Here is a 23,789-nt window from a genome sequence, read left to right as displayed (position 1 = left end):
TTTTACCTCCTCAATGTTTGGATTGCTTTGTCCATCCGTTCTAAGCCGTCTATAAGTTTCGTTCGCGAACAGGCGATATTTAAACGCAAAAATCCTTTGCCGCCGTAAGTTTCACCTGGCATCACTGCTACTTTTCCGACATGTATAAGGGCTTCTTGCAGAGCCTCTTTGCTCACGCCGAGCGCGGAAATATCCAGCCATGCCAAGTACGTTCCTTCCGGGATGCGAAACTTAATTTCAGGAATTTTTTCGTCAAAATAGGTTTTGATATAGTGCATATTTCCTTCTAAATGGGCTACGAGTTCGTCGACGTAATCCGCGCTTTCGTTGTAGCCAGCCATTGTTGCGTACATGCCTAAAATACTAACAGAAGATAAGGCATCGCGCTGTTTCAATTGTTTCAAAAACGCCGCCCGTAACGTTGCATCGGGAACAAGCAAATATGAGCCAATAAGCCCCGGCGTGTTCATCGTCTTACTCGCAGAACTACAAATACACATGTTTTGTGGATCTGTCGCAACATCCAGAATCGGCAAATATTTCGCATCGCCATACACAATGTCCATATGAATATCGTCAGAAATTAGAAAAACATGATACTGCGCACAAATAGCAATAATACGCTCTAATTCCCATTTTTTAAAGACCCGCCCCGTCGGATTATGCGGATTTGTTAACAAGAAAATGCTCGCATCCCGCAACTGCTCTTCCAAGCGTTCAAAATCAATGCAATACTCCCCATTATCCCATAAAAGCTCATTTTCGACTAGCTCTCGGTTATTTTCCCGAATCAAGTCATAAAAAGCATCGTACATCGGTGAAAAAACAACAACCTTATCTTGTTCGGCACTTTTCAGACGCAATAATACCGAAATCGAATAGCAAACCGTCGGGCTATACAGCACCCACTCCGAATCAAAATCCGCTTGAAAACGTTTGGCATACCAGTTCGTCACACTACTTTTAAAAGCATCATGGTTCCAGCGCGAATAGCCAAAAACCCCGTGTGCTACCCGTTCTTGAACCGCCGTAAGAACCGGCGTCGGCGCTTGGAACTCCGTATCTGAAATCGAGAACGGCAATAAATCCGCCACACCGAAACGGTCCTGAATATAGTCCCACTGCGTACAATATGTATTTTTGCGATCGATTACTTTATTAAAATCATAATTTCCCATCCTGTGCACCCTCTTCTTGAAAAAGCCCAGCGCGTCCGCCGAGCCTTCCATTAGATATACTTACAAATCGTTTCATGTTTCTGTGCATTATATTCCGTCAAAAACTGCCCAATCAATGTTGCCAAACTATCATAATCGGCTTTGGAAATCATCGAAGAATTGGCGTGTAAATACCGTGTCGGCAAGCAGAACGCCACAACCGGACGCCCGCCTCCCATCACATTATAACGACCACCATCCGTAGCCCCCGTCTTCATCGTGCAAAATTGAAGCGGTTCGCCAATCAATTTTGCCGTATCAACCAGACTTTGTTTTAACTTTTGATGCGGAATGTAGCGTTTGTCAAAAATGGCAAGAGCCGCGCCGGCACCGAGTTTTAGCGGAAATTTTATCGTATCGAATCCCGGCGTATCCCCAGCCACCATCGTGTCGACAACAATCGCGATATCCGGTTTAATTGCCTCGGCTGACGTTTGCGCACCGCGAAGTCCGACTTCCTCTTGCACAGTAGCCACGGCGTACAGCGTGATTTCGTCATTGTCACAGCGTTTGAAAAGCTCGGCAACAAGCGCACAGCCCGCACGATTATCCAGCGCCTTGCCAAGAATACGATCTGGCGTCAAATTCGTGAAATTCGGCTCTGGACAAACAAAGTCACCAACCGCAACTCCCATCTCCGCCACCATTTCCGCAGAGTCCGCACCAATATCAATAAACATCGCATCATGTTCCATCGGACGCGCCTTATCCGCTTCACTCAGCGCATGAGGCGCAATAGAGCCAATAATCCCAGCCACTTTTCCAGTCTGCGTCCTAATTTCCACACGATGGTTCAACATGCTCTGATTCCACCACGAACCGACCGTATCAAACGAAATAAAGCCGTCTTGCGAAATGTGTTTCACAATAAAACCAACCTCATCCATATGCCCAATAATCGCGACTTTCGGGCCACGCGAGCCTTTACGCGCAATGAAACTACCCAAACCATCGAACGTAATTTCATCCGCATGACTTACTAATTCTTTATATAGGATTTCGCGGATTTCTTGCTCGTCACCACTAGTCCCCGATGCCATCACCAGTTGTTTCAGTAAATTCGTTTCCATTTTTTTGTTTCGCCTCTTTCCGTTTTATCCACCAAGTTTTCAAAACGATAATCAAGAAAATATTAAGCGCCAAGCCAAATGCTAATACGAGATAGAACCAGTACCACGGCGACATTAAACCAATCAACGGATCAAAAATACCAATCCCCGGTGCTAGTCGCTGCACGCCAAACATAATTGTCAACATCCCTGCAATACCACCACTAAGCGTGTTCGCCGTAATCATTGGGAATGGTGCCGCAAGCGCATATGGAATCGCAGGCTCTGTTGCTACTGTCGAACCAACGATAATCGAACTGATTGCCGCGCCTTTTTCTTGTTTTGTAAATAATTTTGGAGCAATAAATGTCGAAATTCCCGCTGCCATTGGAGGCATTAACGCTACAACCCCAACGATCGCGTACCAATCATAAATTCCTTTGTCGAGCAGTGAGAAACAGAAGAACCAAGCCGTTTTATTCACCGGTCCGCCCATGTCAAATGCCAACATTGCGCCAACTAAGAACGCCGCTGCTAATTTCATTTCTGTTGGAATCGTGTTCAAGAAATGCAACATGCCGTCCATCATGCCGCCCATCACAGGACCAAGCACGTAATATGTCAAAATACCAAACACAAACAACGTCACAAACGGAATTAACATTGAACCAAGTAACGGTTGTAACGCCTTGCCCAGTTTGACTTTTCGGAAGTATTTCACGAAATAACCGATCGCTAAACCAAGTACAACAGCGCCTAGGAAACCAGCGCCCGACTCTGTGCCGAGCATCGTATTATCATTCGCTAAATACGTCACTAAAAAGGCCGGAGCAAACGCAGGTTTATCCCCTATCGAGCTCGCAATATAGGCACCCATAATCGGAATCATAAACTTGAATCCTAGATAACCGATCGTTTCTACAACCCAGGTAAATGAAGGGTCACCATTCGCCATATCCACGTACGGCATACCGAATTGCACTAACATATTCGCGATAGCAACTAGCAACCCACCACCAATAACGAATGGCAATGCCGCAGAAACTCCCGCCATCAAATGACTCATGACGCTACCAGTTGGTACTTCTTGTTTTCCCATTTTAATATTGTTTTCCGCTGTAAAAACAGTCGCTTTTCCTTCTAAATCATCATAAATCGTTTCAATTTGCTTCAAAGCCTCGGAAACCTTAAGTTCCACCACTTTTTTATTGGCAAAACGGAACCGATCTTCCTCACTAATTGTCCGTCCTAACGCTAAAATAACGTAATCTGCCGCTTTAATTTCCGCTGGTGTTAAATGATTTTCAACACCACTCGCGCCCTGTGTTTCTACTTTAATCGTGTATCCAAGCGAAACTGCTTTTCGTTCTAGTGCTTCTGCAACCATATACGTGTGGGCAATCCCCGCTGGACAGTTTGTAATTGCAACAATATTTAAACCTGCCAATTTTTTTCGCTCCCTTTTTATGAAATAACGCCTTGAACTAATGTTAAAATGTCTTGCTCTGATCCCTCTTTTAACTTCGCGACGAACTCTGGGTCCATCAACTTACGGCTTAATTGCGATAACAAACGCAAATGCTCTTGTCCACCAGTTTCAGGCACAAGCAAGCAAATCCAGCAATGCACTGGCGCGCCATCTAACGCGTCCCACTCCACTTCATTTTCCCCACGTCCCACAAAAACACCAACTTCATTTACAAAAGCCGATTTTGCATGTGGAATCGCAATACCGCCACCAAATCCCGTTGTTGACTCCTCTTCCCGCAAACAAAGATCCTGATAAAATCCAGCAGCATCCGACACCTTCCCATTCGCAAATGCCATATCCGCAAACTCTCGCAAAACTTCTGGTTTCGTTGTTCCTTTTACATTCACATTAATACTATTCATAGTCATAATTTCCATTCTATTCACTCCAAGCTCTATTTTGTTAGCGCTAGCCTTTTCCTGTACAAATTTCATTATAGATGAGAACGCTTTCTAAAAAAACAAATGAAATGTCACAGGAGCGATGACATATTTGATAGGAATTAAAATAAATTATCAATTGTAACTTTTATTGAGGTAAGGAAAGCTAATTTCGTATAATATCTCACCACAAAGGCAAGATGTGAAATATTTATGAATCTTTTACTTTAAATTGCATGATAGATTGCATCCGTTTTCCTCATTCTCGTAATTGAAGAAGTGAAAGTACGTATTATTATTCCACTCAAAATTATCTGTTAAATTAACATTAAACGTTTTATATTTCATAATCGGCTTATTTAAAAACAAATTAACTCCAAAAAGTTATCAAAAACACTTTTTACAACAAATTCATATACGTTAGCTCAAGAAAAAGTCCGCTTTTCTACCCCCATTGCCTTTTATCAACCACGGCTATAGACTAAATGTATAACTTAATAAAAGGGGGAAATACAATGAAACGTTTTTTTAACAAGCAAGTCGCTGTTTTTGCGATGATTTTTGCTATTCTTTTCGCATCTTTCGCACCAGCAGCAAACGCAAGTATTCTGAATCCAGCTATCTACACGGTTTCTGGAACAGTTTACGCAGACACAAATGGTAACGGCATTATGGAATTACACAACCTAGATTTACCACTTAGCAACATGACAGTAACACTTCACAAAACTTTAGCTGATGCACAAGCAGGTACAAACGTTGTCGCAACAGCAAAAACAAATGCAGTAGGTGTTTACAATTTCACGAAACTAGTAAAAGGAAACTACTTCCTGAAATACGGAACAGAAACAACCACAAAACCAGTTGTCCAAGCTAACTCTGCTAAAGATGCAGCCGGAAAACAAATTCCTGGGATTGTCGCTGTTTCTATTAATACTGTAAACATCGTCACTTGGGCTGATTTAGCAACAAAGAAAACCACAAACCTAACGATGACAACTTTTGAAGATTTGAATGGTAATGGCGTTAAAGACAGCAACGAGTCCATCATAAACGGCAAAACAATGATTTTCATCAACTTAGAGAAAACACAAGAACTAATTTCAAGTGGCCGTCTGGCTAATCTTGACTTAAATTCTAAAATTCTTGGCGCACTTGGCGGAAGTTTAGACATTGAAGATGCTATTTTGTTCAGAACAAGTGCTAGTAACGCGGCAATTACAATGCCTAATGTCGATCCAGGCCTATACGTTATGATTCGTTCACCATTTAACCTAACAATCGGCGACTTACTTGGTAACTTAAACAAAGTAACAGCGCTTATCGACATCATCTCTGGCGGTGACATTCAAGGAATTTTAGATAATCCTGAATTGCTAAACACTGGCGATATCTCAACAACACCGAATAACGACTACATCAAAGCACTAGCAGCATTCCTACCAAAAGCAATTAATGCGGTAGAACAAGTAGACGTAGACAAATATCTTGGTGAAGAAACGGGAACATCCGTAAACACAGCACTAGGACAAGCAAAATCAATCGTTAACGTACTAAATAACATCCCATCTATGCGCTTCGCAAAAGTAGATATCTGGGGTAACTCCTATGACTTAACAGCTTTGAAATTCACAAAAACAAACGACTTCCAATTCGGTATCCGCAAACTTCCAGTAATTACTGGTGACTTGTTTGTAGATAAGAATAAGAACGGTAAAAAAGACTTACTAGAGTTTGGTAAAGCAACAACGGTTACAGCATATGACGCTTTTGGTAATGTCATTCAATCGGTAACAACATCTTCATTAACTACTAAATTTACATTAGATAAGTTAGCATTTAATAAAACAATTTACATTGGTATCGATGGAACAAACGGATACAGCCCAGTTTATACAGGCGTTGTTCCACCAGCATTGCAAGGACTTCGCTTAGTTGGCGCATACACATTCGACTCTAACAGTCCAATTCAACAAATCACGCAAAACATTCCTTTACTACCATAATAAATAATATAAGCCGCTATTTGATTGTTATATCAGCTAGCGGCTCTTTTTAACCCCTTAATTGCTCATTTTGGAGGATATTAGACTTTTTTGTAAAATATATACACATCAATGATTTTATTTGTTATAATGGATGAAGAGAAGTTTTGGGACGGAGGCTAATCCATTACGAAGGGGTGATGCCAATGTATCTTCTTTTTGTCGCTCCTAGAAAGGAACAGCAGATGAGCATATACGAAGCACTGACATTAGCAATTTCTTTTGCAATGCTAGTTCTTTATATTGATCGAGACAAAGACAAAAAGAGATAACCGTTCCTACTTTAGCCCAAAGTAACGGTTATCTCTTAACTTGTTATTATTCAGCTACCGTCCCAGACGGCTCTGACTGGAAGGTCGTGCGTCAACACGACCTTCTTTTCGTATTCATTATAGCAAATAATTAGTTGGATTTCAACCTCACTATATACTTCATTTATTTGAATAATTTACGTTTCATTAGCAGATATGTTCCTGCAATAATCGCACCTAATCCTGCGGCCACTGGAACGATAGGTGTCTTATCTCCTGTTTTCGGCAAATCTTTTTGACTGGTTGATTGGCTAGCTTTTGGTTTGTCTGTCGATGTTTTAACTGAAACGCTTGGTTTGGCCTTATTAGTATTTGTATCTGACACACTTGGTTTTTCTGGAGTTACGCTCGGTGCTTTTTCACCATCTGGCTTTTCTTCTGGGGTTGGTGCTGTTTTAGCTTCACCTAACATAATTTTATTTGCTGTAGCCCAGTCGTTTAGCGGCACAATCGTGTATACAACATCGGCATTAATCTCGCCACTTACAAGGTCAAAAATGCCTGTCGCGCCTTGTCGTGAAGAATAACGATATTGCGCTGTAAGTTTCGTCCCATCTGAACCTTGAAGTTCGACTTGGCGCCCAGCAAACAAGTCCATTGTCGGATCAGCATCTAATGTTAACTCGAAAGATTTCGCGTCTACTGGTGTTGCCTTAGAAATGACTAACGGTGCTATTTCTTTAGCTGTAAAACTAGCATTGGCAACAGTTGCCCAATCTGATGTTACAGTATATGTTACGCCAGGTTGTAGTTTTTCACCCACAGGGAGGCGGAATTTCGGTGCTTGGCGACGGTCGGAAGCTTGTGTGAATGGCACATAATTCGCCTTGATGACATCGCCGTTGCTACCTGTCAATGTCACACTGCGGTCGCGTAAAGAAGAAATAACTTGATATTGTTTCCCATTCGCATCGCGATTCTCATCATCTATAATGAAAGCCTGATCCCCACGCCCGCCAGCATAAGCAGCGATAATATTCGCATAATCCACTACGCCATCCGCTTGGAATGACTCTAATTCAAACGTGTCGTTCGTCACTTGCTTAGAATCACGAATATTGATTTTCTTATCGCTTCCTACAAATGTTTCGGCAGCTGCACCTTTATAGCTTAGCGTATACGTCTGCCCAGGTTTTTGCACCGTCACAGGCACAATATACGTGCTCTTAGATCCCGATTTTAAACGCGGCACATTCACGATACTCAAACCGTTACTAAAAACAAAATTAGATTTAATGGCATCTAAATTGCTATCTGCAACTTCATTAGCAGGCAATGCTTCAGGGAAAGTAATTTGTAGTGTCATCGCATTTAATGATTCAATTTTGTACGCTGCTTGTTTTGCATCACCAAGCGTCACGCTCGTCGGTTTCGCCCAACTATTTTGCGGTAAAATCTCGTAGGAAATGTTCTCATTCAAAGTCCCACCAGTCACATCAAACGTTCCCGTCGCACCTTGGCGTGAAGAATAACGATAATTCGCCGTCAACTCACTACCATCCGATCCTTTCAAAACGACACTGCGTCCAGCCAACAAGTCCATTCCAGGATCAGCATCTAGCGTTAATTTAAACGACGTCGCATCCACAAATTCCGCCGAAGCAATGTTCAAACGCTCCATCGCACGCGCTGTAAAAGTTGCATTCCGAATATCCGTCCAATTCGACGACACCGTATACGTCACACCCGGAACGAGCGTCTTTCCAGCAGGCAGTCGGAATTTTGGCGCTTGACGACGATCCGATGCTTGCGTAAATGGTACATAGTTCGCCGTATACGTGTCACCATTACTACCAGTCACCGTCACGCTCCGATCCCGCAATGACGAAATCACTTGAAACTGCGTCCCATTCGCATCACGATTCTCATCGTCCACCACAAACGCTTGGTCCCCACGTCCGCCAGCATAAGCCGCAATAATATTCGCATAATCCACCACGCCGTCCGCTTGGAACGACTCTAATTCAAACGTATCCGCCTCAACCTGTCTCGTATCACGAATCGTTAACTTATCCCCACTACCAGTGAAATTTTGCGTCGCGCCACCTTTATAACTTAACGTGTAAGGCGTCCCCGGCGTTTGCACCGTCACAGGCACAATATACGTATTCGTCGACCCCGACTTCAAACGCGGCACATTCACAATTTGCAATCCATTACTGAACTGGAAATGTCCTTTAATCGCATCCAAATTCGCATCCGCAACATCCGCTGCCGGCAATGTCCCGTCAAACTTAATTTGCAAAGTCATTGCGTTCAAAACCCGCACTTCCGTAATTTCTGCCACGGCATTCACACCTTGTTCCGCCGCCACTACACCAACTGGCGCAACCTGTGGAGCCACCCCCGCAATAATCGTTGTCGCAACTAGCAACGTAGATAAAACTTTTTTTGATTGTGTCATTTTAAAATCTCCTTTTCATTCGAAATTATTACTAACCCAATCATATCTTCTAGATATAAATTCCAAATAAGCTGGATATTAAAAAATTCTTAACACATATTAAATCTCACAATCATTATTTTCCACCCAGAAAAATTTTATGATAATATTCATAGTTTCGCCCTTTCATGCGATACAATAAATTCGTAAACACCTTAACATTTCCACTTTCTCAAAATCCCCCTTACAGTTGTGGCTCGATAGTCGCGAACCCCCTTCCCTATGCGAGCCACACGTAATACCCTTCTACATAAAAAAAACAGACTTCCCGTCGCTATCAGGAAATCTATTTCTCATTTAACAAATATGTGCTTTTAAAAATTCATAAATGCCTTCTTCTTCATTCGAGGCTGTAACATAAGAAGCGTGCTCCTTCACAAAATCAGCAGCATTTCCCATCGCAACTCCCATGCCCGCATAACGAAGCATTTGCAAATCGTTTTCGCCGTCTCCAAATGTAATGACATGCTCAAGCTTCACATCTAAATGTTGCCGCAACCGCTCCACAGCATGCTCTTTATCCACACCTGCTGGCAAAATTTCAATATTATTGAAATGGGAAGACAATGTTCTAACGCCTTCCACCTCTTGAAGCGCCTTCCGAACCGTTTCCAACTTCTCTGGAACTTCTTCTTCAATCGTAATCGCGTTAATAATAGCAGCCTGATGGCATATCACATCTTCTTTAGACTCTAAATGAACCAATGTTGTGCCGTTCACTCGGCCTTGTTCCGCCTCATCGGCAATATACGCAGGCGGTCTCATCGTGTAAAAAACCGTATTCTCCGAGAAAAAGAACAATGGCATTTCATGAGCCACACATATTTCAAAAACGGCAAGAATACTAGCTGGGCTTAAGCCATCTCGAAACAAGACTTCTCCTTCCACATTCACAATCGAGCCATTCGAACAAATGACGCTACCTTTTTCATCGACCATTTTTGCGAATTTGTTCGCGCTTTGAAACATTCTTCCCGTAGAAACAGCGAAATGATGTCCTTGTGCGATGAGTTCTTGCAGTAATGCCAACGTTTTTGGAGGCACTTGTTGGTCTTTCGTTATGAGCGTTCCATCTATATCTGTGCAAATTAAGTATTTTTCCACTATCATAAACTCCTCTTTTATTTAGTAGCACCGCAAGATTCTCGAACTATAAGCTCCGGCTGATGCTTGATAACAGTTGGTTCATATTCGCCATTCATCGCGGTAATTAATTGCAGGACAGCGATTTTGCCCAAGTATTCATTGTGCTGATCGATCGTCGTCAACCGCGGAATCTGAAAATCACTATTTAAAAACTGATCGCAGCTCACAATCGCGATATCTTCTGGGCAGCGAATTCCCTTGTCTTTCATCGCCCGAATCGCGCCAATCGCAACACTATCATTAATCGCAACCAGAGCTGTCGGCAAATCTTCTGGTGAGCGCTCAACAAGCCGCATCAACGCTTCATAACCCGCAGGCACATAATAATCCGTCAACTCGATCCACTCATTTCGAACCGGATGCGAGAAATTACTTAACGCACTGCGAAAAGCGTCCACACGCGATGTTGTAATTTTGACCCCTTGTTCCCCGCCGATAAAACCGATATCGCGATGTCCTAAAGCCGTCAAATGCGTAACTAGCGTCGTGACTCCTTTTTTCAGGTCGCGTTCTACAAAGAGACAGTCCAGTTCTTCGCGTTTGCTCCCGATAACGAGCACAGGAACTTGTTTATGCAGTTGGTTCAAAGCGGTAACGTAAGACTCGGACAAAACTTCCTTATCGATCTCGCCACCAAGAACAAGAACACCGTCCACTTGCTTCTCTAAAACAATCCGCAAATAATCCTCTTCCGTCAAATGATGTTTCGTCTTGTCACTTTCTGGCCCGGCAAGCAATGTGTTAAAAACAATCGTAGAATAAAATTGCTCCAAGGCACATTTTTGAATTTCCGCAACTAATGACACGAAATACGGATTCGAAATATCCGGCAAAATAACACCAATATTTTTAGTTTGTCGATGAATCATGCCGCGTGCAAACACACTAGGCGTATACTGGTGCTTATCAATCACATCTTGAATGCGTTTCCTTTTTTCTTTAGAAACAGATGGACTATTGTTTAGCACTCGTGATACCGTAGAAACAGAGACCCCGCTAAGCTTTGCAATTTCTTGAATTGTTATTTTCTCTTTCATAAATCTCCATCCTTTTGGATTGATAACTCTAGTCTACATTATTTCGATACACGATACAAGTTTTTTTTGGTAACGTTCCCAAATAAATGTTGACTTTTTTTATTTAATGGGATATTCTATTGTTGAAAGCGATAACAAACTAGAAATAAATTTGGTAACGTTACCAAATTAAGACGAGGTGAACAATAATGACAACCAAAACATCTATTCTCGGTATCGACATCGGCGGTACAAAGATTTTAATTGGTGAAGTAGATATGGCAGGTCGAGTTTTGCACGCTAAAAGCTACGCTAGCGATACCACGGACCAACAAGCCGTGGTCGCAACATTACTAGAAGCTCTGCGCGACTATCAAGAAACGGTCGGTATTGATCTACAAACTATTACCGCAGCTGGCGTCGGTGTTGTCGGTCGAGTGGACGCAAAAAATGGCATTTGGCTGGAGATTGAACCTGGAAAATCTGATCCTACCCCACTTGCCAGTATTTTAGCAGATGTTCTTCATGTTCCTGTTGCAATTGAAAACGATGTTGCAGCCGCTACGACCGCGGAAGCAAAGCTCGGTGTGGGCAAAGAGACTAGCGACTTTATCTATATCAATGTTGGCACAGGAATTGCAGCTGGAACAATGACAGACGGCAAGCTCATTACGGGCGGACATTTTAATGCTGGCGAGATTGGTCATATGGTAGTAGATCTCGAAAGTGAGGTCCCATGCGGTTGCGGACGTACCGGTTGCGTCGAACGGGTGGCTTCAGGACTCGGGCTTAGCGAACAAGCGTATGCAAAAGCCGCCGACCATCCAGAAACCACGCTTCCCGTGCAAACAGGCGAACGCATCCCTGCCGACACAATTTTCGAAGCAGCAATACAGCGCGACCAGTTAGCTGAAACCATTACCCACTATGCCGCAAAAAGTCTCGCTGCGATGACTATGAATCTAGTCCGCACAACAGATCCTGAATGCGTTGTTTTCGGTGGTGGCGTGACACAAAACGATTATTTTTGGCAACTCGTTCAAAGCCACATGCAGCCAAACACCGTCCGTTTTGTCACTAAAGGAATCGTTCGAACTAGCGTTTCCAGCAAAGAAGTCGGCCTAATCGGTGCTTCGTTCATCGGACAGACCGCCCTTGCCATTCCAATCACTTAAGGAGGAAAAAATAATGCCAAAATCATTCGAAGAGAAGTTACTCGCTTCTTCTTATCTCCACCGACCACTTGAAGTTCCGACAGACAAAGCACTAGAAACCCGCCTAAAGCAAAAAGAAGTCTTCACTTCTAAAACCTTGATGGATGCCGATACGCCAAGTGAATTTCATCATCGCGGTGTTGGTAAGTTGGAGCGTACCGCGGACAACCAGCTTCGCCTCTCGTCTCCCGTCACTATGCCTCATTGGCCAGAAGGCGCGCCTGATGACGGTGATTATTGTAATTTTGGAAGTGTCTATGCGGTGCAAACGATGGATCGCCAAGATTGGACGACGTTTAACCGCGTACGCCTAGAAGTTTTTCCAGAGTTTGAAGGGTTGAGTAATGCGTATATCACGATTCAGTTTAAGAACGATGGTTTGTTGAAAGTTCCGGATATTTATAATCGAGAAGGCGTGCATGGTGTGAACTTGATCAGCGATGAATGGAACGATGTTATCATTGAAATCGCAGATCTGCCGCGCGACGCGATTACCGAGTTATCAATCAGCTATTATTTACAAGGCCCTGAAAAGCTTTCCAAAGACAACATCGCCCTACGCGTTCGTTCGATACATCTAGAAGCGATTGAAACGCCTGAAAACACGAAAGGTTGGCTCCCGAACAAAAATGTTTTGAGCTATGCGCACAACGGATATGGCGAAGAAACAGCAAAAACGGCTTTTGCCGATGAAGCGTTTATCGAGATGCCCTTTGAATTATTAGATGCGAAAACAAAGTCGCCCGTTTTTGCAGGAGTTGCTTCTCGTTTGGAAACAGAACTTGGCGTTTTTGCGGTATTGGACTTTTCGAATTTTAAAGAAGTTGGATCTTATTATTTGCAAATTGGTGATATAAAGACGCGTGCTTTTCCGATTGGTGATATGGATGTGCAATGGACCACTTCGATTTGGAAGTCGCTAAATTTCATCTTTTGTGAGCGTTGCGGGTATCCGATTCCTGGCAAACATGCGACTTGTCATGCGGATATTGTTGCCGAGCATGATGGGAAAATACTTTCTTTCAACGGCGGATGGCATGATGCAGGAGATGTTTCGCAACAGCTTATTCAAACGGCAGAAGTGACGATGGCCCTTTATGAAGCGGCAGCTACACAAAAAAACAATCCTCTCCTATACGGTCGTTTGGTTGAAGAAGGCGAATGGGGCGCAGATTTCCTTTTAAAAACCCGTTTTGGTGATGGTTATCGTGCAACGAGCGCTGGTATGTCACGCTGGACGGATGGACTTATTGGCGGCATGGATGATGCAGAAGCCCGCGTTCACAACCAAGCTTATGAGAATTTTTATTGTGCCGGTATCGAAGCTTATATTCACGCCCGAATCACGACGAATGATGCTTTGAAGCGCACGTTAAAACAAATCGCAGTGGAAGATTTCGATTTTGCACTTGCCGAAATGACTAAACATGGCATTCACCAAAAACCGATTTTCTGGGAGCATACGTATCAAACATCGGAAAGTTTGTATTATGCCACAGCGGCGTTTTCAGCGGCTATGCTTTATCAAATCACGCAAGACAGCAAATACGAAGCACATCTCACAACGTTCCTTGAGAACATGCTTGCCTGCCAAGAGCAAGACGGTATTACTGGCGATAACGGCACGACTTACGCAGGATTTTTCTATCGTAATAAAGAACGCAAAATCATCCAGCATTTCAATCATCAAGCGCGCGAACATCTCTATTTATTAGCGCTAGAACAAGCTATGATTGCCTTGCCAAATCACGAATCTTACGCCAAATGGTACCAAGCAGTCGAACTTTACGGCAATTATATAAAACAAATCATGCCTTTCGTTGCGCCATATCCGCTAATTCCAGCAGGATTTTATCATAAAGACGAGTATTTAGACGACGCCAGTTTTGAGTTACAGCATTTGTTAGTAGACGAACGCGCGCGTGAAGAATACCAACTGCAATACAAAGAAGGCATTCCAATCAACCAAGACATCGCGCTTCGCAAATTCCCGATTTGGTTCTCATTCCGCGGCAATAACGCGATTCTCCTCTCTGCAGGAAAAGCCTGTTCGATCGCAGGAACAATTTTGAATGATGAAAAACTTCTTAAAATTGCAGAAGGCCAACTAGAATGGATTGTCGGTAAAAACCCGTTCGGCCAGTCGATGATGTATGGTGAAGGTGATAATTATGCGCAACAATACAGTGTTTTAAATGGGGAAATGGTTGGCGAAATTCCTGTCGGTGTCCAAACATTCCGCAACGAAGACCAGCCATATTGGCCACAGTTCAACAACGCAACATATAAGGAAGTTTGGGTCGGCAATGCCGGGAAATGGCTAGCTATTGTCGCCGATCTATTGAAATAAACCCATTATTGAGGAGGAAAAAACATGAGTTCAGAAACAAGTTTGTCCAGTCGTTTTATCGAAAGTCTATCCATCTTTGCCCAGAAAATCTCTAACCAGAAACACATTATGGCAATCCGCGATGCTTTTGCCGCCATGATTCCAATCACGATTATCGCGGCCTTCTTCTTACTCGTCAACAATGTATTGCTCGACCCAAAAAGCGGTTTATTTAAAGGTATTCCGAATGTAGAGCATTTTCTAGGTATCGGAACGCAGATTTACAACGGTACGCTCGGTATTATGGCATTAATGGCCGCTTTTCTTATCGGTAACTTTTTAGCAAAATCTTATGGGATGGAAGGTCGCGTGGAAGGTGTCATCGCGGTGGCTGCTTACGTTGTTTTAATTCCAGCAAGCGTACCCGTGACTAGCACAGCCGGTAAATCCTTTGAAGCAAGCGGTGTCCTAACGCAAAGCATGACAAGCCCAACTGGGATGTTCTTAGCCATCATCGCCGCATTAATAAGCACAACATTACTTTGCAAATTTTCACAAAGTAAGCGGTTAAAAATTTCAATGCCTGAAAGTGTTCCGCCAGCTATTGCGAAGTCATTTAACATCTTGATTCCTTCGTTCTTAGTTCTGACTATTTTAGCAATTATCGAATTCAGTGTCGTATCCATTGTTAATATGAGCATTCCAGACATTATCGTAAAAGTACTACAAACACCATTAGTCGGCGGTTTCCAAACACTACCTGGGATTCTGCTGTACGTTTTCCTTGCTGGATTCTTATGGGTATTCGGTATCCACGGTGCCTTCGTACTTGGCGCAATCTCTGGACCTGTCTTACTAACTTCCCTACAACAAAATATCGATGCACTTAACGCTGGAAAAGAACTGCCAAACATCGTGACACAGCCATTCCTAGATGCATACGTATACATGGGCGGCGGCGGAACTATTATCTGCTTGGTTATTGCAATCTTCATCGCTTCCAAACGACCAGACCACCGAATGGTAACAAAATTTGGCTTGATTCCAAGTATTTTCAACGTTAGTGAACCATTAATGTTCGGTTTACCAGTAGTTTTCAACCCGATTTACGGTATTCCGTTAGTTATTGCACCACTATTCTCAACAACATTGGCTTATTTTGCAACATCAATCGGATGGGTTTCGCATACGTATATCCTGACGCCTTGGGTAACGCCACCACTTATTTCTGGCTACTTAGCAACAGGCGGCGACATTCGCGGTTCCATTTTACAATTAGTCATTATTGTGGTCGGAACATTGATTTATCTACCGTTCGTCATCGCTTCTAACCGCGTTTACGCCATGGAGCAGAAGGCGCAAAAAGAACAACCAGCAGAAGCGCTAAACCTTGAAGGAGGAAATTAATTTGAAACCAACGATGATGACCTATATTTTAGAACAAGAAAGCATGGCAAATGCGATTCTAGAGCAGTACCCAACCAATTTACCAGCAAAATTAACCGGTAAAGAATGGCTCGTATTAGCAACTGGCTCAAGCCTCAACGCCATTAAAAGCGCCAAATACTATATGGAACACGTCGCGGACTTGCGCATCACAGTAGAAGAACCGTTCAACTACCGCTATTACGAAAAAATATCACCACATACTGATTTAGTTATCGGCGTATCACAAAGCGGTGAAAGCACCAGCACCATCGAAGCTATCGACCATATTCGCAAAACTAACGACATTCCAACACTCAGCTTCACTGGCAAAATGGAAAGCGAACTCGCACAATTAGCCGATGACACAGTCGATATTGGCTGCGGGCAGGAACGCGTCGGTTACGTGACAAAAGGCTTCACAGCAACCGTTTTAACATTGATGCTCACAGCACTTCATTACGGCAAACAAACCGGCTACATTTCCGCCGAACAAGAAACCGCTGAGTTAGCAATGTTCCGCGCTGCAACAAAGGCGATTCCAACAGTCATTGCACAGACCGAAACCTTTTTTGAACAATTCGAAAGAGAATTCATCGCCGCACCACGTTTTACAGCAATTGGCTATGGCCCAGCAGTCGGCACTTGCAAAGAAATCGAAACGAAATTTCAAGAAACGATCCGCGTCCCATCACAAGGCCTTGACCTAGAAGCGTTCATGCACGGTCCTTACTTAGAAGTGAACCCTGAGCACCGCATTTTCTTCTTGGAAACCGAAAGCATCGTCAAAGAACGACTCGAACTCCTAAGAGCCTACGAAGAAAAACATACCGCGTACACGTACACAGTAAAATTTGGCGACAGCACCAACCCACGAACATTAGCACTACCAGACGTGATTGACGAATGGAAAGCACCATACTTGCTCGCTATCCCATTCCAAATCCTCGCCCATCATATCGCCGAAGCAAAAGGTAACAAACTGACAGAACGCATCTACACAGATTTCGGCGTCTCTGTAAAAAGTAAAACCAAACCTGGCGATTACGCCTAAAATAGAGAAATCGTGTTCTAAAATCTGCATTTGGATTTTCTAGAACACGATTTTTTTATGCAATCATTTTTTTCTACATACAAAGAGTTTATGATAATAAGTCTAAATCCGCGTTGTGATGCGCTACAATTAGATTGTAAACCTTTTAACAAACCCCATTACTTAGGAGGAATTTCTATATGAAAAAACTCATCGCTTTACTTTTAATCATACCCCTGCTTGCTTCCGCATTTATTTTCCCCGTAACAACCGATGCTTCGGAAATGAATTTCTCAGTAAGTGCTAACTTGCCAGAGAACCAAATGGATAAAACAAAAACCTATTTTGACTTAAAAATGTCACCTGGGATGGAGCAAACAATTACGGTCACGATGACGAATCAGACCGACGATGAAATCACCGTTTTGGCGTCTGTAAACACTGCTGTCACGAATGATAATGGCATTATCGACTATAGCCAAACCGACCCTAAGCTGGACAAAACATTGATACATCCGATTTCCAATCTCACAGACTCTGCTTCCGAAGTCGTGCTCGCTCCAAATAGCAGCAAAGAATACCCCATCACCATCAAAATGCCTAATGAAACGTTCGACGACACCATTCTAGGCGGCATTCACTTCCAAGAAAAAACCGAGAAAACAAATACAGATGACGCAAAAACAATCCAAATCGAAAATAAATATGCCTACATTATCGGCCTGATGCTAAGACAAAATGATACAGGTGTAAAAGCTGATCTTCAATTAAACGACATTACTCCAACGCAAATCAATTACAGAAATGTCGTAACCGCCAATTTACAAAACACGGAAGCCACTATTTTAAAAGACTTAGAAGTAGATGCAAAAGTTTTTAAGAAAGATGGAACATCCGTTTTACATGAAAATTTCGAAGACAACCTGCGGATGGCGCCAAATTCTAATTTTAATTTCCCAGTTAGTTGGAATAACCAAGCGTTTAAAGCTGGAACGTACAGAATGGAAATGGTCGCGAGATCCGGCGAGCAAGTGTGGCGTTGGACAGAGTATTTCACCATTTCAGGGAAAGATGCAGATAGCTTCAATGATAAAGCAGTAGAAATCGAGAAAGATTATACGTGGCTTTACATTCTGCTAGGCTCACTACTGGCTCTATTGATACTTCTCTTTGTATTCTTGCTAGGCAGGAAATCTAAAAAAGACGAAGAATAATCACGAAAACAAGGATGCGCATTGGTCGAAAATCAATGCGCATCCTTGTTTTTAATATTTATTGGTTTTTCTTACATGAATACCGTTATTATCTGAGATTGTTTTAACTAGTAGCCAGCCAATTTTACCGCCTGATTTGATATTTTGCAAGGTAATATTTTGATAGTTGCGATAGAAAACGACTTTATTCGCAGTGACATTTTGTGTTTTTGCGTTGTTCGGTTCGCCATTATTTTGCGGGCCGCGGAATGAAATTGCTACTGTGGTGCGATTTCCTGTGTAGACTTTTCCGATTAGATTATATTTGACTTGGAACTGTTTATTATTACGAATAATAGCGATGGCATTGTTGTTTGTTTTGCTAATTTTGCTGTAGATTTTTTCGTTTGGGTTCGTGTATTCGAGCTGGATTTGATTGCTTGTAACTTGGGCCCCTTGTGTTTCTTGGATTGTGATAGCGCCATTATTACTGCTAGTTGCTTGGACATTTTCAATATGATTTCCGATTACTTTTATACCTGTCGCATATACAGCATCTCGGTTGCGCGTTAATTTGGCGCCAGCGATGACGATACCGCGAACTGTCTTATATTGTGGTAGCTTGGCAATCTTTAGCCTCGTGTAGTCGGCCTGATTATTAATTCGATTGAACTGGATTGTAATATTTTTAGGCGGGCTAACTGTTCCTTGATTATTGGATAATGTAATAGAAATTGCTAATATTGCATTTTTTACGTTTAGAACAACATTTCTCTGAATCATCATATTCGACCCATGATGCGTATCGATGCCTTCCCACACGGCGTTATTCAAAATAAGATTATCCTCTATTTTGGCACCATTGCTCGCTGGATTGATAGTATTTTGTGTAGCTGGGCCTAATTTTTCATTATATAGTGAAGTTAATGCAATATTATAGGCTAATTTCTCATCCGGAACGCCGATATTTTGAATTCGATTGCTCCGAATCGTCGTATTGTTCGCCGAATATCCTGCAATTCCCGCATAACCAATGCGATCGATTGTCATTTGCGTAGGCATCGCCCCTGTTATACTAATATTATTCGTATATTTCAAATAAATACCATTACCCGCAAAATTTCGAATTTGGATATTGCGAATAACCACATTCTGAATTCGATTCGCGGGACTTGTACCCTTGATAGATATACCGTTATGATTCTGCGATACTGTCTTCACTGGATTTTTACCATCCAAGATAACATTTTCAACCCGAGCACCCGACGCCATCGTCATCATTGCCACCAGTCGATTCGGCACCATATAAAAAAGCGGCATCATCGCTTGGCTCTGGCCTTTGAGCGTAACACCTGCTGGAATCTGAACCGTATCTTTTATCGGAAAATTACCTTTTGGCACCGTAATAATCTTATTTGCAGCTACTTTATTGCTATTTGCGATTTTTAATATTTCCCCAAAATTACTACTGTTAACCGCCGCGTCATTCGTCAGGGCAAATGACTCCGTTTGCTTCGTAAGTTCATTCATGATCTGCATTTGACTTGCTGCATGTGGTTTCCCAGGCAATATCGTAATCGCCAGTAAAAAAAGCAACACAAACATCATCTTTTTCATAAAAAAGAACCTCCTTGCATTCGATTCGAATTTATCGAGCAAATTGGCTTATGCGGATCGTTAATAATAGTTATGTACCCCTATCTAAGCGGGATGAAACGGAGAAAAAAGTACACAATAAAAAAGACATCGATAAAGTTCAATGCCTCCGTTAAATTCGCTTATGCAAAGGCATCTCCTTGATAATATGCCCCTTATTCTGCATCTTTATACAAATTAACACTTCTTGGTATCAGACGAATTATTCTAGCTTCCTTCAAAACATAAAACTCCTGATTCTCCAGTATATCCAAACTTTGCGGCAACCTAGCTACTAGTTCATTATTCAGCATTATAGACTTTACAATTGTCATTCTTTTTGTTCTCCTAGCATCATGTAAAATAGAACATCTACTCGCAAACGCTTAAACATGTTGAGGCTGCAATACAGTGCCTTTGAACAGCCTCAACAATGCGATATATGGGTTATACCTCTTTCTCAGATTAATTACTCGGTATTAATGACGTATAAATAATCTCATCCGCCACTTGTTCACCTTCTAGCAACTTCAACAGCTTTTCTGCGGCCACGGCGCCCCATTTATATTTCGAATACTCAATTGTCGCTAAACGTGGTTGCAAATATTGACCAACTTCTGTGTTATCAAACCCGACCAGTTTCACATCGCGACCAATTTGTAGTTTTGTTTTGGCAAAATAATTATACATACCAATCGCCATTTCATCATTGAGCGCAAAAACAGCGACCGGCTTGCCGTCCCATTCTTGCTCGATTTGCTGCGCAGCTTTTTCCCCTGTAGCTTTAGAAAAATCGCCTGGAATCACAATAACTTCCTCGTCGCGAAATCTTTCCAGCTCAGAAAGCGCCGCCTTCAAACGTTCTTCGCTATCATACGTATTTTCCGGACCTGTTACTAAATAAAATCGTCCTGAAAAACCGGTTTTTAAATAATCGATAGCAAGCGTTGCACCAGCTTTGTTATCCAGTAGGACTTGTCTGATGTTCGGGTGCGCTATTTCGCGATCTAACACGACAATTTTATGTCCGCGTTCTGCGTAGCCCAACAGTTCATCCGTTGCAAAGCCCATATCCAAAATAATCGCACCATCAATCATTCGTTCTGGTAAAAATCGGTGCGCCTTCTTGCCACTACAAACGATTAATTCATATCCTTTACTAAGCAATGTATCTGTTAATCCATGTAACAATTGTCCGTAAAATATACCGCTATAATTAGCCAAATAAATACCAACAATTTTTGTTTCCCTTGTTTTTAGCGTCCGTGCTGCCATATTCGGAATGTAGTTCAGTTCATCCGCGATTGCCACAATTCGTTTTCTAGTTGCGTCTGTTACTTTAGGGCTGCCGTTTAACGCATAAGAAACAGTGGAAATCGAGACACCCGCTTTTTTTGCTATATCTTTAATCCCAACCACTGCGATCCGCTCCTTGTCTGCTTTTCTTTATTATGCACTATTTTACAGCCAAATGTCTATTTCTTACTCGATTTTAAACAAGACAAAATTTCGCTTCTAAATGCGTACCAATCGTTATTTTAAAATCACCTGGATCACTTGAAAAATCAAGATTTGGCTTGTAATAACGCAAATCTTCTTCGGTAATTTGAAAAGTGACCGTCTGGCTCTCATTCGGTGCCAACATTATTTTTTCAAAACGCTTTAATTCTTTGCGTGGTCGGCTCACTTTACCAACCAAATCTTGAATATAAAGCATCACTGTTTCTTTTCCTGCTATGTTTCCTGTATTTTTAACCGTTACAGAGATATTTAAAGGCTGGTTTATAGAAATTGTATCGCTGGATAGCGTCAAATGACGATAGTCAAACGTCGTGTAACTGAGGCCAAAACCAAAATCGAATAATGGCTGATTTGGAATGTCCAGATAATGCGATACATAGTGTTCCTGCGCATCCGCTGCATCTGCTGGGCGTCCCGTACTCAAATGATTATAGTACACTGGAATTTGCCCCGTCGTATATGGGAAAGACATTGGCAGTTTGCCGTTTGGGTTGACTTTACCACTCAAAATATCCGCCACCGCGTTTCCAGCCTCCGTACCTGGGAACCAAGCCTCAAGCAAGGCATCACTTTTCTCTAGTAAGCCGTGTAAATCAAGCGGACGGCCATTAAAAAGTACCGTCACGACTGGCTTACCGATTTTATGAAGAGCATCAATCATGCTATACTGCGCCTCCGGCAAACGAATCGTCGCAATACTGTTCGCTTCCCCGCTACGGTTGGACGCCTCGCCTAGCGCTAAAACAATCACATCAGCATTTTGCGCCACACGCACCATTTCCGCAATTTCAGCTTCTGTTATATGTTCCGTACTCGCGGCTCCCGCTACATCCACCGTATCAAACTGTGCAAACATACCGTCCTCCACAGAAACTGCATCCCGCGTATCACCAAGCCAAGACCAAGCACCCAACACATCTTGCGTCTTCGCTAATGGGCCAACAAGCGCTACCCTTTTCTCCGTCGCAAGCGGCAACACCGCATGCTCATTTTTCAACAATACCATCGAATCCGCCGCAATCTCACGAGCCGCCGCACGATGTTCCGCCGATAAAATCACTTTTTGCCGTTCAGGATTCGTTTTCAAACCACGATACGGATCTTCAAACAAGCCCATATCATTTTTCAATTCCAAAATTCGCATCACAGCTTCATCCAGCAACCCCACAGCAACCGTCCCGTCCGCAATGAGCGCCTCCAAGTTTTCCAAATAACACGTCGTCATCATTTCAATATCCACACTAGCCCGCAACGACTGTTCCGCCGCCTCCGCAGCATTTCCCGCTGTCCCGTGGTTCACAATCTCCTTCACCGCACCCCAATCCGAAATCAACACGCCGTCAAAACGCATCTCCTTCCGCAAGACATCGCGCATCAACCACTCATTTCCCGTCGCTGGCACACCGTCCACCACATTAAACGCCGTCATCACCAACTTCGAACCAGCCTGAATCGCCGCCTCATACGCCGGTAAGTAATGCTGATACAACTCGCGCATCGACATATCCACCGTATTGTACTCCCGTCCAGCCTCCGCCGCACCATACGCCGCAAAGTGCTTCACACAAGCCGCAATTTTCTCATGGTTTTCCGCTAATTTCGTAGCATCCCCTTGATACCCACGCACAAAGCTCGCCGCCATCTCACTATTCAAATACGAATCCTCCCCCGTCGATTCCATCACCCGTCCCCATCTCGGGTCGCGCACCAAATCAACCATCGGCGAAAACGTCACCTGAAGCCCCGCAGCAGTAGCTTCTCTCGCCGAAATATCTGCCATCCTTTCAGCCAGCGCCACATCCCAAGTCGCTCCAATCGCCAGCGGAATCGGAAAAATCGTCTTATATCCATGCACCACATCCGCCATAAAAATAAGCGGAATCCCAAGCCGACTTGTTTTCAAATACTCCTCTTGAATCGCCATCATTTCAGCAGCAGTCGCAGATCCTAAAACCGAACCCGCCCGTTCCGAAACCTCCTGCGTAATTCCCATTTCCGCCATCGGCCCCGTAATTTCCCCTTCCGTCAACGTCCCTTTATAAAACATTGGCGCCAATTGTAAAAGTTGACCTACTTTCTCAGAAATCGTCATATCTGCCAATATGGCCTCTAATCCAGCTCTTTTCATAATACACATCCTAATCGACTATTTCGAAACGTTTCTATCAAATCATACCAATAGTATAAGCGTTTTCTTTTTCACCGTCAAACAATTTTCTACTAAAAAAGCAATTTAAGTATTCAAAAGTCGCTTTTTCGAAAGAAATTTAAATTTTTTTCGAAATTCTTCTTCCATAAATA

The 23,789-nt window shown here is 42.9% G+C and carries 17 protein-coding genes; 6 read left to right on the top strand and 11 right to left on the bottom strand.

Going from position 1 to position 23,789, the window contains the following annotated elements; genetic code table 11:
- Window positions 1–2: 2 nt before the first annotated feature.
- Genes EP57_RS16150 through EP57_RS16135 form a run of 4 tightly spaced genes read right to left on the bottom strand, consistent with a single transcriptional unit; the run spans window position 3 to window position 4,174 of the window.
- Window positions 3–1,178, bottom strand: a complete 1,176-nt coding sequence (locus EP57_RS16150; RefSeq protein ID WP_036088415.1) for a MalY/PatB family protein — start codon at window positions 1,176–1,178, stop codon at window positions 3–5.
- A 50-nt stretch (window positions 1,179–1,228) separates the two neighbouring features.
- Window positions 1,229–2,287, bottom strand: coding sequence for a zinc-binding metallopeptidase family protein (locus EP57_RS16145; protein WP_036088413.1), 1,059 nt, complete (start codon window positions 2,285–2,287; stop codon window positions 1,229–1,231).
- Complete coding sequence (locus EP57_RS16140) at window positions 2,241–3,713, bottom strand: PTS fructose-like transporter subunit IIBC (protein ID WP_036088411.1); 1,473 nt, start codon at window positions 3,711–3,713, stop codon at window positions 2,241–2,243. The genes EP57_RS16145 and EP57_RS16140 overlap by 47 nt, the downstream gene beginning before the upstream one ends.
- A gap of 17 nt (window positions 3,714–3,730) precedes the next feature.
- Window positions 3,731–4,174 carry a PTS fructose transporter subunit IIA gene (locus EP57_RS16135; RefSeq protein ID WP_036088410.1) on the bottom strand — a complete coding sequence of 148 codons (444 nt, stop codon included), beginning with the start codon at window positions 4,172–4,174 and terminating at the stop codon, window positions 3,731–3,733.
- A gap of 518 nt (window positions 4,175–4,692) precedes the next feature.
- On the opposite strand from EP57_RS16135, the gene EP57_RS16130 reads away from it, so the two are divergent.
- Window positions 4,693–6,183 (top strand): SdrD B-like domain-containing protein, encoded by a 1,491-nt coding sequence (locus EP57_RS16130; RefSeq protein WP_036088409.1) that lies wholly within the window; start codon window positions 4,693–4,695, stop codon window positions 6,181–6,183.
- A 474-nt stretch (window positions 6,184–6,657) separates the two neighbouring features.
- Here EP57_RS16130 and EP57_RS16770 read toward each other — a convergent pair whose 3' ends face one another.
- The 3 genes from EP57_RS16770 to EP57_RS16115 all read right to left on the bottom strand — a co-directional run bounded on the left by EP57_RS16770 (window position 6,658) and on the right by EP57_RS16115 (window position 11,159).
- Window positions 6,658–8,937: an LPXTG cell wall anchor domain-containing protein gene (locus EP57_RS16770; protein WP_077916890.1), complete on the bottom strand. Its 2,280-nt coding sequence runs from the start codon at window positions 8,935–8,937 to the stop codon at window positions 6,658–6,660.
- 336 nt (window positions 8,938–9,273) lie between these two features.
- Entirely contained in the window at window positions 9,274–10,080 is an 807-nt protein-coding gene (locus EP57_RS16120; RefSeq protein ID WP_036088408.1) for a Cof-type HAD-IIB family hydrolase, read from the bottom strand.
- A 17-nt stretch (window positions 10,081–10,097) separates the two neighbouring features.
- A complete protein-coding gene (locus tag EP57_RS16115; protein ID WP_036088407.1) occupies window positions 10,098–11,159 on the bottom strand; it encodes a LacI family DNA-binding transcriptional regulator in 1,062 nt (353 codons plus the stop codon).
- A 188-nt stretch (window positions 11,160–11,347) separates the two neighbouring features.
- Here EP57_RS16115 and EP57_RS16110 point away from each other — a divergent pair, with 188 nt between their 5' ends.
- From EP57_RS16110 to EP57_RS16090, 5 genes are all read left to right on the top strand, one after another.
- Window positions 11,348–12,313, top strand: coding sequence for an ROK family protein (locus EP57_RS16110; protein WP_036088406.1), 966 nt, complete (start codon window positions 11,348–11,350; stop codon window positions 12,311–12,313).
- A 13-nt stretch (window positions 12,314–12,326) separates the two neighbouring features.
- Entirely contained in the window at window positions 12,327–14,702 is a 2,376-nt protein-coding gene (locus tag EP57_RS16105; protein WP_036088405.1) for a glycoside hydrolase family 9 protein, read from the top strand.
- Window positions 14,703–14,726: 24 nt separating this feature from the next.
- The gene (locus EP57_RS16100; protein WP_036088404.1) at window positions 14,727–16,088 is read left to right on the top strand and encodes a PTS sugar transporter subunit IIC; all 1,362 of its coding nucleotides are present in this window, start codon (window positions 14,727–14,729) and stop codon (window positions 16,086–16,088) included.
- 1 nt (window position 16,089) lies between these two features.
- Window positions 16,090–17,160: an SIS domain-containing protein gene (locus EP57_RS16095; protein WP_036088403.1), complete on the top strand. Its 1,071-nt coding sequence runs from the start codon at window positions 16,090–16,092 to the stop codon at window positions 17,158–17,160.
- A gap of 179 nt (window positions 17,161–17,339) precedes the next feature.
- Window positions 17,340–18,353 (top strand): WxLIP family cell surface protein, encoded by a 1,014-nt coding sequence (locus tag EP57_RS16090; RefSeq protein WP_036088402.1) that lies wholly within the window; start codon window positions 17,340–17,342, stop codon window positions 18,351–18,353.
- A 51-nt stretch (window positions 18,354–18,404) separates the two neighbouring features.
- Here EP57_RS16090 and EP57_RS16085 read toward each other — a convergent pair whose 3' ends face one another.
- The 4 genes from EP57_RS16085 to EP57_RS16075 form a co-directional block, all read right to left on the bottom strand.
- Window positions 18,405–19,949, bottom strand: coding sequence for a right-handed parallel beta-helix repeat-containing protein (locus EP57_RS16085; RefSeq protein ID WP_036088401.1), 1,545 nt, complete (start codon window positions 19,947–19,949; stop codon window positions 18,405–18,407).
- 194 nt (window positions 19,950–20,143) lie between these two features.
- Window positions 20,144–20,302, bottom strand: a complete 159-nt coding sequence (locus EP57_RS17040) for a hypothetical protein (protein WP_159106444.1) — start codon at window positions 20,300–20,302, stop codon at window positions 20,144–20,146.
- A 130-nt stretch (window positions 20,303–20,432) separates the two neighbouring features.
- On the bottom strand, window positions 20,433–21,386 hold the full coding sequence (locus tag EP57_RS16080) for a LacI family DNA-binding transcriptional regulator (RefSeq protein WP_036088399.1): 954 nt from the start codon (window positions 21,384–21,386) through the stop codon (window positions 20,433–20,435).
- Window positions 21,387–21,459: 73 nt separating this feature from the next.
- Window positions 21,460–23,616, bottom strand: coding sequence for a glycoside hydrolase family 3 N-terminal domain-containing protein (locus tag EP57_RS16075; protein WP_036088397.1), 2,157 nt, complete (start codon window positions 23,614–23,616; stop codon window positions 21,460–21,462).
- Window positions 23,617–23,789: the final 173 nt, after the last annotated feature.

This window comes from Listeria booriae (assembly GCF_000766865.1).
Classification (GTDB): Bacteria; Bacillota; Bacilli; order Lactobacillales; family Listeriaceae; genus Listeria_A; species Listeria_A booriae.
Note: the sequence above shows the minus strand (reverse complement) of the source record. Positions and strands in the feature narration are given on the sequence as shown.